At 61.3% G+C, this 14,054-nt stretch carries 11 protein-coding genes and 3 tRNA genes; all 14 read left to right on the forward strand.

What is annotated here, in order from left to right:
* Positions 1–29: 29 nt before the first annotated feature.
* Positions 30–1,040, forward strand: a complete 1,011-nt coding sequence (locus tag AB4N73_RS04520) for an aspartate-semialdehyde dehydrogenase (protein WP_041478533.1) — start codon at positions 30–32, stop codon at positions 1,038–1,040.
* 209 nt (positions 1,041–1,249) lie between these two features.
* Positions 1,250–3,907 carry a FimV/HubP family polar landmark protein gene (locus AB4N73_RS04525; RefSeq protein WP_460142976.1) on the forward strand — a complete coding sequence of 886 codons (2,658 nt, stop codon included), beginning with the start codon at positions 1,250–1,252 and terminating at the stop codon, positions 3,905–3,907.
* Positions 3,908–4,180: 273 nt separating this feature from the next.
* The gene (gene truA / locus AB4N73_RS04530) at positions 4,181–5,005 is read left to right on the forward strand and encodes a tRNA pseudouridine(38-40) synthase TruA (RefSeq protein ID WP_016773937.1); all 825 of its coding nucleotides are present in this window, start codon (positions 4,181–4,183) and stop codon (positions 5,003–5,005) included.
* 64 nt (positions 5,006–5,069) lie between these two features.
* On the forward strand, positions 5,070–5,702 hold the full coding sequence (locus AB4N73_RS04535) for a phosphoribosylanthranilate isomerase (protein WP_460142977.1): 633 nt from the start codon (positions 5,070–5,072) through the stop codon (positions 5,700–5,702).
* 199 nt (positions 5,703–5,901) lie between these two features.
* Positions 5,902–6,822, forward strand: coding sequence for an acetyl-CoA carboxylase, carboxyltransferase subunit beta (gene accD / locus AB4N73_RS04540; RefSeq protein ID WP_016773939.1), 921 nt, complete (start codon positions 5,902–5,904; stop codon positions 6,820–6,822).
* Complete coding sequence (gene folC, locus AB4N73_RS04545) at positions 6,819–8,126, forward strand: bifunctional tetrahydrofolate synthase/dihydrofolate synthase (RefSeq protein ID WP_460142978.1); 1,308 nt, start codon at positions 6,819–6,821, stop codon at positions 8,124–8,126. The genes accD and folC overlap by 4 nt, the downstream gene beginning before the upstream one ends.
* Complete coding sequence (locus AB4N73_RS04550; protein WP_460142979.1) at positions 8,110–8,769, forward strand: SPOR domain-containing protein; 660 nt, start codon at positions 8,110–8,112, stop codon at positions 8,767–8,769. The genes folC and AB4N73_RS04550 overlap by 17 nt, the downstream gene beginning before the upstream one ends.
* Before the next feature lie 98 nt (positions 8,770–8,867).
* Positions 8,868–9,428 (forward strand): CvpA family protein, encoded by a 561-nt coding sequence (locus AB4N73_RS04555; protein WP_016773942.1) that lies wholly within the window; start codon positions 8,868–8,870, stop codon positions 9,426–9,428.
* A 41-nt stretch (positions 9,429–9,469) separates the two neighbouring features.
* Positions 9,470–10,975: an amidophosphoribosyltransferase gene (gene purF / locus AB4N73_RS04560; protein ID WP_016773943.1), complete on the forward strand. Its 1,506-nt coding sequence runs from the start codon at positions 9,470–9,472 to the stop codon at positions 10,973–10,975.
* Between the two features lie 71 nt (positions 10,976–11,046).
* Positions 11,047–12,258, forward strand: coding sequence for an O-succinylhomoserine sulfhydrylase (locus AB4N73_RS04565; RefSeq protein ID WP_310215434.1), 1,212 nt, complete (start codon positions 11,047–11,049; stop codon positions 12,256–12,258).
* The gene (locus AB4N73_RS04570) at positions 12,255–13,031 is read left to right on the forward strand and encodes an SDR family oxidoreductase (protein ID WP_252879799.1); all 777 of its coding nucleotides are present in this window, start codon (positions 12,255–12,257) and stop codon (positions 13,029–13,031) included. Before AB4N73_RS04565 ends, AB4N73_RS04570 begins: the two co-directional genes overlap by 4 nt.
* A 166-nt stretch (positions 13,032–13,197) precedes the next feature.
* Positions 13,198–13,273: transfer RNA gene (locus AB4N73_RS04575), tRNA-Val, on the forward strand.
* 55 nt (positions 13,274–13,328) lie between these two features.
* Positions 13,329–13,405 (forward strand) — tRNA-Asp (locus AB4N73_RS04580).
* Positions 13,406–13,498: 93 nt separating this feature from the next.
* Positions 13,499–13,575: transfer RNA gene (locus tag AB4N73_RS04585), tRNA-Asp, on the forward strand.
* Positions 13,576–14,054: the final 479 nt, after the last annotated feature.

Consider the following 14,054-nt stretch of genomic DNA (forward strand, 5'->3'; position numbering starts at 1 on the left):
GCTCCCCCCGTTTTGCCAGAGGTAGCTCCATGACCCAGACTTTCGATATCGCCGTTATCGGCGCCACCGGTACTGTCGGCGAAACCCTCGTACAGATTCTCGAAGAACGCGACTTCCCGGTCGGCAACCTGCACCTGCTGGCCAGCAGTGAATCGGCCGGCAGCTCGGTGCTGTTCCGCAACAAAAACGTCCGCGTGCGCGAGGTCGACGAGTTCGATTTCAGCAAGGTCAGACTGGTGTTCTTCGCCGCCGGCGCTGCGGTGTCGCTGAGCTACGCCGCTCGCGCCCATGCTGCCGGTTGCTCGTTGATCGACTTGTCCGGCGCCTTGTCCACCGATCAGGCGCCACAGGTGGTGCCGGAGGCCAATGCCGATATTCTCGCCAGTCTGAAAAGCCCATTCCAGGTCAGCAGCCCAAGCCCGTCTGCTACGACGCTTGCAGTGGTGCTGGCGCCGCTGCTCGATCTGCTCGATCTGCAATACGTCAACGTCACCGCCAATCTGGCCGTTTCGGCGCAAGGCCGCGAGGCGGTCACCGAGCTCGCGCGGCAGACCGCCGAGCTGCTGAACATGCGTCCGCTGGAACCGACGTTCTTCGACCGGCAGATGGCCTTCAACCTGCTGGCACAAGTCGGTACGCCTGATGCGCAGGGCCACACGCTGCTGGAAAAACGATTGGTTCGAGAGCTGCGCCAGGTTCTGGCAAAACCTTTATTGAAGATTTCTGCCACTTGCGTTCAAGCCCCGGTGTTTTTTGGCGATAGCTTTAGCGTGACCTTGCAGTCAGGCAGCGCTGTTGACCTGGAAAAGGTCAACGCAGCGCTTGAGGCTGCACCGGGCATCGAGCTGGTCGAGGCCGGTGATTATCCGACCGCGGTCGGCGATGCGGTGGGGCAGGACGTGGTCTACGTAGGCCGCGTGCGGACGGGCGTCGACGACCCGGCGGAACTAAATCTTTGGCTGACGTCAGATAACGTACGCAAAGGCGCGGCGCTCAACGCCGTGCAACTGGCTGAGTTGTTGATAAAAGACCTGCTGTAAAAGATACTTGGCAACAATTTGTCGACTGATTCTAGGTGAGCGCTATGCTTGCCCGAAGCGCGTCGATGACGAGTCACCCTCCGGGACTTTCCGGGGCAGCACCGAAATGATCGCGCGCGGCGACCCCCGTCGTCGCGCGCAATGCCTTACGGCAGCGGTATTCAAAAGCTTCTCGCTGGCCGAGGAACGTTCAAACAAAGGATGAGGCTATGGTTCAAGTTCGCAAACTGGTGTTAGCAATAGCGGCCGCCTCGGCGCTGTCCTCCGGTATGGCGCATGCCCTCGGGCTCGGGGAGCTGACCCTGAAGTCGACCCTGAACCAGCCGTTGGTGGCTGAAATCGAGCTGCTCGACGTCAAGGATCTCACCGCTGCCGAAGTGGTGCCGAGCCTGGCTTCCCCTGAAGATTTCGTCAAGGCCGGCGTCGACCGTCAGGCTTTTCTCAATGACCTGACGTTCACCCCGGTACTCAACGCCAACGGCAAAAGCGTGTTGCGCGTGACCTCGAGCCAACCGCTGTCGGAACCGATGGTGAAGTTCCTTGTGCAGGTGATGTGGCCCAATGGCCGCTTGTTGCGTGATTACAGCGTGCTGCTCGATCCGTCGAAGTTCTCGCCGCAGACCGCAGACGCCGCCGCGCAACCGGCGCCGTCGCAGACCATCACTGCGCCCACCACTGGCGCCACCCATCGCAATCAATACACCACCACGCCGCGCGATACCCTGTGGGAAATCGCCGCGAAGGCGCGCAACGGCGGCTCGGTGCAGCAGACCATGCTGGCGATTCAGGCGCTCAATCCGAATGCCTTTATCGACGGCAACATCAACCGTCTGAAAACCGGCCAGGTGCTGCGTCTGCCGGATCCGGTACAAAGCACGGCGCTGCCGCAGTCGGCAGCCATCGCTGAAGTGGCGGCGCAGAACGAAGCCTGGCGTCAGGGCCGTCGTTATGTGGGCAAGCCTGGCACCGGTCAGCAGCAGCTGGATGCGACCAATCGTGGCCGTGGCAATACCGGTGCAGCGGCCAACACCCAGGACAATCTGAGCTTGGTCTCGGCGGAAAGCGCCAAGCCCGGTGCGAAAGGCCCGGCCGGCGACGCCAAGGCGCTGAGCAACAAACTGGCAATTACTCAGGAAAACCTCGACACGACCCGTCGTGACAACGAGGAACTGAAAAGCCGCATGGCTGATCTGCAGAGCCAGCTGGACAAGCTGCAAAAGCTGATCGAGCTGAAGAACAATCAACTGGCGAAGATGCAGGCCGACGGCGCCGGCGCTGCGCCTGGCGCCACTGCTGCTGTGCCGCCGGTGCCGGCGATCACTGCCGAACTGGCCGCAACACCGCCAGCCACCCCGGCCGACGCCGCAGCGGCTTCACCGACTCCAGAGTCGGCCATCGCGCCGCCAGCGGAAACCCCGGTTGAGCCGGTCGTCGAGCCGGTGGTCGAAACCACGCCTGCTGCCGCCGATGACGACAAAGCCTTCAATGAACTGCTGACCAATCCGATTCTGCTCGGCCTGATCGGCGGCGGTGCGGTGGTTCTGCTGCTTCTGCTGTTGCTGCTGGCGCGCCGTCGCAAAGCCCAGCAGGAAGCCGAAAAGCACCTGCGCATGGCCCGCGCTCTGGCTGAAGAGCAAGAGTTCTCCGCTGAGCAGGATCTGCCGGAAAGCAGCTTCTCCGGCCTGGAAACCCCGGCAGCCAGCGTCAAGCTCAACACGCCAGCTCCGGCACCTGCGCCAGCCCCTGCACCGGTCGTCACTCCGGTGGTGATGGCTGCGCCGATTGCCGCACCACTGGTGGCCCCGGCCGGCGAACGCTCTGATGATGTGCTCGACAAAGCGCAATCGCACATCAATGCCGGCCGCCTTAATCAGGCCGCTGCGCTGCTGGAAGAGGGCGTCAGCCTTGAGCCGGAACGCAGCGATCTGCGCCTGAAGCTGATGGAAGTCTACGGTCAGCAGGGCGACCGCGATGCGTTCGTTGCGCAAGAGCGTCAACTGGTGGCCAATGGCGATAACTTCGCCAAGGTCGAAGCGCTGAAAAGCCGCTTCCCAGCCATGGCTGTCGTCGCTGCCGGTGGGCTGGCAGCTGCCGCCGTCGCTGCCGAACTGGACGCGCAGTACGTCAAGGAATTGCTGCAAGACGAGCCGCAAGCGCCCGAGGCTGCCGCTGACGATCTCGACACCGCGTTCGATTTGAGCCTGGACGACCTCGACAACATCACCCCGGTCGATCCTGCGCCAGCGGTCGAGCCAGAAGCGCCTGTCGAGCTCGACGCATTTCCGGCCGAAGACGATCTGAGCTTCGCTTCGGTGCTGCAAGAGCAGACCGAGATGAAAGACAATCTCGACGATCTGTCGGACTTCGATCTGGACATGGATCTGGGCGCCGAACCATCGCCGGCTACGTTGGCTGAAGATGACTTCCTGCTGGATCTGGACGACGGCGTGAAGGACTTGCCACCGGTCGAGACGCCGGTAGTTGCTGACGTGCCGCAGGACGATCTGGAACTCCCAGCCGATTTCGACCTGTCGCTGGCCGACGAAATGGACACCAACCCAGCCGCCGAGCCGGATGCTTTCGCGGCCGAGCTTGACGACGTCAATGCCGAGCTGGATCGCCTGTCGCAAAGCATGGCCGAACCGAGCTTCACCGAAGCGGACGCAGCGTTGGGTGATGACCTGGGTGAAGATGATTTCGACTTCCTCGCCGGCACCGACGAAGCAGCGACCAAACTCGATCTGGCCCAGGCTTACATCGACATGGGCGACGCTGACGGTGCGCGTGACATCCTCAACGAAGTGTTGACCGAGGGTGACGAGAAGCAGCGGGGCGAGGCCAAGGAAATGCTTTCCAACCTGGCGTAAGTTAAGCGGTAAACAACAAGCGGCAGCCCGGTGGGGCTGCCGTTTTTGTTTGTGCCGGATGAAGGGTTGTGAGTGCCGTCGTCATCGCTGGCAAGCCAGCTCCCACAGGTTGGGTGCACGCCGCAAATCAATGTGGGAGCTGGCTTGCCAGCGATGGCGGCAGATCATGCGATAGAGAACTCTGGCATCCCCAGCCCACCGCCTTATAATGCCCGCCTTTGCAAATCAGCAGGCTGTCCCACCTTGGCAAACATAGATAACCCGGTCGCCGAAATGGCGCCCGACGGCTTTTACCGCGTCGCGCTGGGCGTTGAGTACAAAGGCTCGCGCTACAGCGGCTGGCAACGGCAACTGACCGGAGTGGCGACGGTGCAGGAAGAGCTTGAAAAAGCCCTGTCGAAAGTCGCCAATTCGCCGGTTTCCCTGCAATGCGCCGGGCGTACCGATGCCGGCGTGCATGCCTGCGGCCAAGTGGTGCACTTTGACACCCAGGTTGATCGCTCGCTGAAAGCCTGGGTCATGGGCGCCAACATCAATCTGCCCCACGACATCAGCGTCAGTTGGGCCAGGGTCATGCCGGCACATTTTCATGCTCGGTTCAAAGCCATTGCCCGGCGTTATCGCTATGTGATCTACAACGATCAGATCCGCCCGGCGCACCTCAATGAAGAAATCACCTGGAATCACCGTCCGCTCGACGCCGAGCGTATGGCCGAGGCCGCGCAGTACCTGATCGGTACCCACGATTTCAGCGCATTCCGGGCCGGTCAGTGCCAGGCAAAGTCGCCGATCAAGAAGATGCATCACCTGCGCGTGACCCGTCACGGCAAGATGATCGTGCTCGACATTCGTGCCAACGCGTTCCTGCATCACATGGTGCGCAATATCGCCGGTGTGCTGATGACCATCGGTGCCGGTGAGCGTCCGGTGGAGTGGATGAAGGAAGTGCTGGAAAGTCGCGAGCGTCGCTCCGGCGGGGTGACGGCGCATCCGTACGGGCTGTATCTGGTGCAGGTCGAGTATCACGACGAATTCCCGTTACCCGAGCGCTTTATCGGGCCACATTTCCTTACGGGTTTCTCCGAACTTGACGGCTGACGCCCTCGGGCGCTTTTGTTACCATCCGGGACGTTTTCGGATTTTGCCTTGAGGTTTTCCTGACATGTCAGCTGTTCGCAGCAAGATCTGCGGCATTACCCGCGTCGAAGATGCGTTGGCCGCCGTCGAAGCCGGTGCCGACGCGATCGGCCTGGTGTTTTACGCCAAGAGTCCGCGAGCGGTGAACGTGCAGCAGGCGCGGGCGATCATCAAGGCGCTGCCGCCGTTCGTTACCACCGTGGGGCTGTTCGTCAATGCCAGCCGTTGCGAGCTCGGAGAAATCCTCGATGCGGTGCCGCTGGATCTGCTGCAGTTCCATGGCGACGAAAGTGCGGAGGAGTGTGAAGGCTGGCATCGTCCGTACATCAAAGCGCTGCGGGTCAAGGCGGGTGATGACATTGCTGCTGCCTGCGATGCCTTTCCCGGCGCCAGTGGCGTACTGCTCGACACCTATGTCGAAGGGGTGCCCGGTGGAACCGGCGAGGCGTTTGACTGGTCACTGATTCCGCAACACTTGAGCAAACCGCTGATTCTGGCCGGCGGCCTGACGCCGGAGAACGTTGCCGACGCGGTAGCACGGGTCAAGCCCTACGCGGTGGATGTCAGCGGCGGGGTAGAAGCGAGCAAAGGCATCAAGGATCACCACAAGATTCGCGCATTCATCAACGCGGTGCGCGGCAATACATCGTCGATGTGACGGCTGGCAGTCTGCCGCCGTCCATCAATGCACTTGCACAAAGCAGGCGCGGCTGAGGGTTGCTGAATCGTACGCAGGTCATGTTCCGCGCTGACCGCCACTGTTCGGCAACCATCGCCACACACATGAATTTAGCTCAAGGGCATACGCGGGGCTGCGAACCAGAGCGTTCGGGCCGCCGGTACTGGAGAAAGAAAGCATGAGCAACTGGTTAGTAGACAAACTGATCCCTTCGATCATGCGCTCGGAGGTCAAGAAGAGCTCGGTGCCTGAAGGTCTGTGGCACAAATGCCCGTCCTGCGAGGCGGTGTTGTACCGTCCGGAGCTGGAAAAGACCCTGGACGTTTGCCCCAAGTGCAACCATCACATGCGCATCGGCGCACGTGCGCGCATCGACATCTTCCTCGATCCGGAAGGCCGCAACGAACTGGGTGCTGACCTGGAGCCGGTTGACCGTCTGAAATTCCGCGACGGCAAGAAGTACAAGGATCGCCTGGTTGCCGCGCAAAAGCAGACCGGCGAAAAAGACGCGCTGATCTCGGTCAGCGGTACCTTGCTGGGCATGCCGGTAGTGGTTTCGGCATTCGAATTCAACTTCATGGGCGGTTCCATGGGCGCCATCGTCGGTGAGCGCTTCGTTCGCGCTGCCAACTACGCACTGGAAAACCGCTGCCCGATGATCTGCTTCGCCGCCTCCGGTGGTGCACGCATGCAGGAAGCGCTGATCTCGCTGATGCAGATGGCCAAGACTTCGGCCGTGCTTGCGCGTCTGCGTGAAGAAGGCATTCCGTTCATTTCCGTACTGACCGACCCGGTCTACGGCGGCGTTTCCGCCAGTCTGGCGATGCTTGGCGACGTCATCGTCGGCGAACCGAAAGCCCTGATCGGCTTCGCCGGTCCGCGGGTAATCGAGCAGACCGTGCGCGAGAAACTGCCGGAAGGCTTCCAGCGCAGCGAGTTCCTGCTCGAGCACGGCGCGATCGACATGATCATTCACCGTCAGGAATTGCGTCCGCGTCTGGGTAACCTGCTGGCACAGATGACCGGCAAGCCGACGCCGAAGTTCGTCGCCGCGCCGATCGAACCGATCGTGGTGCCGCCGGTGCCTGCCAACGTATGACCCAGCGCACCCTTGGTGAATGGCTCGCCTACCTTGAGCAGTTGCATCCGTCGGCCATCGACATGGGCCTGGAGCGTTCGCAACAGGTAGCGTCCCGCATGCGGCTGGGCCAGCCGGCGCCTCGGGTGATCACGGTCACCGGCACCAACGGCAAGGGTTCGACCTGCGCGTTCGTGGCTTCATTGCTGCGTGCGCAGGGCCTGAGCGTTGGTGTCTACAATTCTCCGCACCTGCTGCGTTACAACGAGCGGGTGCAGCTCAACGGCGTCGAAGCCACTGACGTGCAGCTCTGCGAAGCCTTTGCTGCGGTCGAGGCGGGCCGCGGCGACACTTCCCTGACTTACTTCGAAATGGGCACTCTGGCAGCGTTCTGGCTGTTCCAGCAGGCGGCGCTTGACGCTGTGGTGCTTGAGGTCGGGTTGGGCGGGCGTCTGGATACCGTCAATGTGGTCGATGCCGATATTGCGCTGGTCACCAGCATTGGCGTCGATCACGCCGATTATCTGGGCGATACCCGCGAATCCGTGGCCTTCGAGAAGGCCGGAATTTTCCGCCAGGGCAAGCCTGCTCTGTGTGGCGACCTGAATCCTCCGCAACCACTGCTCGACAAGGCGCACGAACTGGCTTGCCCATTCTTTCTGCGTGGACGCGATTTCGATCTCGGCATCACTGACCAACACTGGCAATGGCGCGGCACCGATGCCCTGGGCCAAGTGGTCGAGTTGCGCGACTTGCCGCTGCTCGATCTGCCGATGGAAAACGCCGCGCTGGCGCTGCAAGCCTATCTGCTGACAGGTTTGCCGTGGAATGCCGAACAGATTGTCCCTGCATTGCAGGCGACGCGCGTGGTCGGACGCCTCGATCGTCGGTCATTCGAATGGAATGGCAAGCGCCTGAACGTTTTGCTTGATGTTGGTCACAACCCGCACGCCGCTGAGTATCTCGCCCGGCGTCTGGCCGCGCGGCCGCCGGTTGGCAAGCGTCTGGCGGTGTTCGGATTGCTGGCCGACAAGGATCTGGATGGTGTTGTTGGCGAATTGAATGCTAGTGTCGCGCATTGGGCTGTCGCGCCGCTGGATTCGCCGCGCGCGCGTCCGGTGGCTGAGCTTGAGGCCGCGCTGCAGAACCTTGGTGCTTCGGTTACGTCCTATGCCAGCGTTGCGGCCGCTCTGGAAGGGCAGTGCGCGATTGCGACCAGCGACGACGAGATTCTCTTGTTCGGATCATTTTATTGTGTCGCCGAGGCCCTTGAATGGCTGGCCCGGCGCTCCACGGAGGAAGCGGCAAATGGCTTTGCTGGATAAAGCGTACAAGCAGCGCATGGTTGGCGCGCTGGTGCTGGTGGCGCTGGCGGTGATCTTCCTGCCGATGCTGTTTTCCCGTCAGGACGAGCAGCGTCAGGTGACCGTCGAGGCCCCGGCTGCGCCTCAGCCTTCGGCCATGCCGCAAGTGCAAATGGACCCGGTCGCCGTGCCCGAGCCGCAAGCCTTGCCGCAAGAGCCTGTGCCGACTGACGAAGAAGTTGCTGAAGAAGCGGTGCCTGCGGCCCCGGCTGCACCGGCTGCGCCAGCACCGACCATCCCTGCGCAGATAGCCCGTCCGGCAACGCCGCCACCGGTGGCCAAGCCGATTCCGGCGCCGGCTCAGCCGATCACATCCGCAACCAGCAAGCCTGACACCACGCAGAGCCGCGTCGATGCCAACGGTCTGTCGGTGAGCTGGTCGGTGCAACTGGCCAGTCTGTCGAGCCGCGCCAGCGCCGAGAGCCTGCAGAAGAACCTGCGCAGCCAGGGTTATAACGCCTACATTCGTTCTGCCGATGGCAAGAATCGGGTGTTCGTCGGTCCGCTGATCGAGCGTGCCGAAGCCGATCGTCTGCGCGATCTGCTGAGTCGTCAGCAGAACCTCAAGGGCTTCGTTGTCCGTTTTCAGCCTGAACGTGGCTGAAATCTATCACCTCGATTGAAAAGCACTGACAATCGCAGCTTACCGACAGCCATGCGCTCTGCTAAAATGCGCCGCCTTATCCGTCTGTAGGCTGCACTGTGCCATTTACCTGGGTTGACTGGGCGATCGTTGCAATCATCGCCATCTCCGCTTTGATCAGTCTGAGCCGCGGCTTCGTTAAGGAAGCTTTATCGCTGCTGACCTGGATCATCGCAGGAGCGGTTGCCTGGATGTTTGGTGGCTCACTGTCCGAGTACCTCGCCGGATACATCGAAACCCCATCGGCTCGCGTGATCGCGGGCTGTGCCATCATGTTTGTCGCCACACTGATCGTGGGCGCAATGATCAATTATCTTATCGGCGAGTTGGTTCGCGTCACCGGGTTGTCCGGGACCGATCGATTCCTCGGCATGGCCTTCGGCGCAGCGCGTGGCGTGTTGCTGGTGGTCGTGGCGGTCGGGCTGTTGAGCCTGGGGCCGGTACAGCAGGACGGGTGGTGGAAAGAATCACAGCTCGTGCCCAAGTTTCTATTGGTCGCCGACTGGTCCAAAAACCTGATACTGGGGTGGAGCAGTCAGTGGCTTGCCAGCGGAATCAGCGTACCCGCTGAGATTCCGTTCAAGGAGCAGCTCTTGCCGACGGCGAAAACGCCTCAGTGAGTGCTGTTCAGTTCAGATCCATTAAGTAGGGGTTGCGTCGCATGTGTGGCATCGTCGGTATCGTCGGTAAGTCGAACGTCAATCAGGCGCTGTATGACGCGCTAACCGTGCTCCAGCACCGCGGCCAGGACGCTGCCGGTATCGTGACCAGCCATGATGGCCGGTTGTTCCTGCGCAAGGATAATGGCCTGGTGCGTGACGTGTTCCAGCAGCGTCACATGCAGCGTCTGGTCGGCCACATGGGTATCGGCCACGTCCGTTACCCGACTGCCGGCAGCTCGACGTCGGCCGAAGCCCAGCCGTTCTACGTCAACTCGCCGTACGGCATCACTCTGGCGCACAACGGCAACCTGACCAACGTTGAACAGTTGGCCAAAGAGATCTACGAATCCGATCTGCGTCACGTCAACACCAGCTCCGACTCGGAAGTGCTGCTCAACGTGTTCGCCCACGAGCTGGCCCAGCGCGGCAAGCTGCAGCCGACCGAAGAAGACGTGTTCGCCGCCGTGACCGACGTGCACAACCGTTGCGTTGGGGGTTACGCCGTGGTGGCGATGGTCACCGGTTACGGCATCGTCGGTTTCCGCGACCCGCACGGCATTCGTCCGATCGTGTTCGGCCAGCGTCACACCGACGAAGGCGTCGAGTACATGATCGCCTCGGAAAGCGTTTCTCTGGACGTGCTCGGTTTTACCCTGATTCGCGACCTCGCGCCGGGTGAAGCGGTGTACATCACTGAAGACGGCAAGCTGCACACCCGTCAGTGCGCAACCAACCCGTCGCTGACCCCGTGCATTTTCGAACACGTCTACCTGGCGCGTCCGGACTCGATCATCGACGGCGTGTCGGTTTACAAGGCGCGTCTGCGCATGGGCGAGAAGCTTGCCGAGAAGATCCTGCGCGAGCGCCCTGAACACGATATCGACGTGGTCATCCCGATTCCGGACACCAGCCGTACCGCAGCGCTGGAGCTGGCCAATCACCTGGGCGTGAAATTCCGCGAAGGTTTCGTCAAGAACCGTTACATCGGTCGCACCTTCATCATGCCGGGCCAGGCTGCGCGCAAGAAGTCGGTACGCCAGAAGCTCAATGCCATCGAGCTGGAATTCCGTGGCAAGAACGTCATGCTGGTCGATGACTCGATCGTGCGCGGCACCACCTGCAAGCAGATCATCCAGATGGCCCGCGAAGCTGGCGCGAAAAACGTCTACTTCTGCTCGGCGGCACCTGCGGTGCGCTTCCCGAACGTGTACGGTATCGACATGCCGAGCGCCCACGAACTGATCGCGCACAACCGTTCGACTCAGGACGTGGCCGACCTGATCGGTGCAGACTGGCTGATCTATCAGGACCTGCCTGACTTGATCGAAGCGGTCGGCGGCGGCAAGATCAAGATCGAGCACTTCGATTGCGCAGTGTTCGACGGCAAGTACGTGACCGGTGACGTCGACGAGGCTTACCTGAACAAGATCGAGCAGGCGCGCAACGATGCCTCGAAGGTCAAGACCCAGGCAGTCAGTGCGATCATCGATCTGTACAACAACTGAGTTTCCACCGGCCCTGAGGGGCCGGTTTTGTATCTGATATTTATTGTTCGAGAACAGCAAGGAGAGACAGCATGAGTCAGGAATGGGATGCCGGTCGGCTGGACAGCGACCTCGAAGGCGTAGCGTTCGATACCCTGGCCGTCCGTGCCGGTCAGCACCGCACGCCGGAAGGCGAACACGGTGACCCGATGTTCTTCACCTCCAGTTACGTGTTCCGCACCGCTGCCGATGCAGCGGCGCGCTTTGCCGGCGAAGTGCCCGGCAACGTCTATTCGCGCTACACCAACCCGACCGTGCGCGCGTTCGAAGAACGCATTGCCGCGCTGGAGGGCGCCGAGCAAGCCGTCGCCACGGCAACCGGCATGGCCGCGATCATGGCGGTGGTGATGAGCCTGTGCAGTGCTGGCGATCATGTGCTGGTGTCGCGCAGCGTGTTCGGATCGACCATCAGCCTGTTCGAGAAGTATTTCAAGCGCTTCGGCGTCGCAGTCGATTACGTCCCGCTGGCCGATCTGTCAGCCTGGGACACGGCGATCAAGTCCAACACCAAACTGCTTTTTGTCGAGTCGCCGTCCAACCCGTTGGCCGAGCTGGTGGATATCGCCGCCCTGGCTGAAATCGCTCATGCCAAGGGCGCGCAGCTGGTGGTCGACAACTGCTTCTGCACCCCGGCGTTGCAGCAGCCGCTGAAGCTCGGCGCGGACATTGTCGTGCACTCGGCGACCAAGTTCATCGACGGTCAGGGCCGCTGCATGGGCGGCGTTGTCGCCGGTCGCGGTGAACAGATGAAAGAAGTGGTGGGTTTCCTGCGGACCGCCGGGCCGACCCTCAGCCCGTTCAACGCGTGGATCTTCCTCAAAGGCCTCGAGACCCTCAACCTGCGCATGAAAGCGCATTGCGCCAACGCTCAGGCGCTGGCCGAATGGCTGGAGCAGCAGGACGGCATCGAGAAGGTCCATTACGCCGGCCTCAAGAGCCATCCGCAGCACGAGTTGGCCCAGCGCCAGCAGAAGGGTTTTGGTGCGGTGGTCAGCTTCGAGGTCAAGGGCGGCAAAGAAGGCGCCTGGCGCTTTATCGATGCTACTCGGTTGATTTCGATCACCGCCAACCTCGGCGACAGCAAAACCACGATCACCCATCCTAGCACCACCTCCCACGGCCGTCTGGCGCCGCAGGAGCGTGAAGCGGCGGGGATTCGCGACAGCCTTATCCGCGTGGCGGTTGGTCTGGAAGATGTCGCTGACCTGCAGGCTGACCTGGCGCGCGGTCTGGCGGCATTGTGATCGAGTTGTCCACACCGGCGGCCAATACCCATGGCCGCGTGGCGCTGGTCACCGGCGCTGCACGCGGTATCGGCCTCGGAATTGCCGCCTGGCTGATCAGCGAAGGCTGGCAAGTGGTGCTGACCGATCTTGATCGGGTGCGTGGTTCGAAAGTGGCGAAGGTGCTCGGCGAAAACGCCTGGTTCATCGCCATGGACGTCGCCGAGGAAAATCAGGTCGCACTGGGCGTGGCCGAGGTGCTGGGGCAGTTTGGTCGCCTCGATGCGTTGGTCTGCAACGCGGCGGTGGCCGATCCGCACAACATCACCCTGGAAAGCCTCGATCTGGCGTATTGGAATCGGGTGCTGGCGGTGAATCTGAGCGGGCCGATGTTGCTGGCCAAGCACTGTGCGCCTTATCTGCGTGCGCACAACGGTTCGATCGTCAATCTGGCCTCGACCCGTGCGCGACAGTCGGAGGCGGACTCCGAGGCGTATGCGGCGAGCAAGGGTGGGCTGTTGGCGCTGACCCATGCGCTGGCAATCAGCCTTGGACCGGAAATCCGCGTGAATGCGGTCAGTCCGGGCTGGATCGATGCGCGTGATCCCTCGGTGCGTCGCGCCGAGCCGTTGGCCGATGCCGATCACGCCCAGCATCCGGCGGGCAGGGTGGGGACGGTCGAAGACGTGGCGGCGATGGTGGCGTGGTTGCTGTCGCGCAATGCGGGATTTGTCACCGGGCAGGAATTCGTCGTCGATGGCGGCATGACCAAGAAGATGATCTACACGGAATAACAAGCGAAGCCGCGTCCTGTGGGAGCGAGCCTGCTGGCGAATGCGGTCCATCGGTCGATGGCTTCTTCAGGAATGAAGCAATTTCGTCTTTTTCAGAAAAACTCCAATCCTGCTATTGACTTAGCTTCGCCACCTGCGTAAATTTCGCGGCCTCGGAGATGCAAACGGGTGATTAGCTCAGCTGGGAGAGCGTCTGCCTTACAAGCAGAATGTCGGCGGTTCGAACCCGTCATCACCCACCACTCCCGAGAAGCTTGCGCAAGCAAGAGAGTAGGCTGAAAGTGCCTGCACCGACGCGCAGCGGTAGTTCAGTCGGTTAGAATACCGGCCTGTCACGCCGGGGGTCGCGGGTTCGAGTCCCGTCCGCTGCGCCATATTTTACGAGTCAGATTCATCTGGTTCGCGATTGCAAGGCACCGAAGCCGGCAATCAAAACGAGTTACTTGAGCGCAAGCTCAAAGCGATACGCAGCGGTAGTTCAGTCGGTTAGAATACCGGCCTGTCACGCCGGGGGTCGCGGGTTCGAGTCCCGTCCGCTGCGCCATATCTGTTTCAAGGACCACTGAACGCCTTGAAGCGCCGAAATCAGCCATTGGCTGAATCGGATCGATAGCAAAGACCCTGGTCGAAAGACCGGGGTTTTTTGTGTCTGAAATTTGGTTATTCCTCATTCCTCTCTCCTTAAGTCCATGCGAATCCCTGTGGGAGCGAGCCTGCTCGCGAAAGCGCCGGCACGTTCAAAATCTGTATTGCCTGGAAAAACGTTTTCGCGAGCAGGCTCGCTCCCACATAGGCACGCTCTGTTATCTCGGCAGATCGGATGCGGTGCTACGTCGCATTGATTTTTTGATTATTTAGTCAGGTTTTTGTAACTGGTTGTTTGCTGTGGGCGCAGAAACCTTTAAAGTTAACCTTTCGGTCAGCTTTGCACTGTCAACACAGCTCTTTGCTTCGCCAGAAAGAGCTTCTGCACGACTCGAGATCCCCAGTAGATAACCACAAGGGCGGACCTATAACCGCCCA

It is taken from the genome of Pseudomonas sp. S3_B08 (assembly GCF_054667725.1).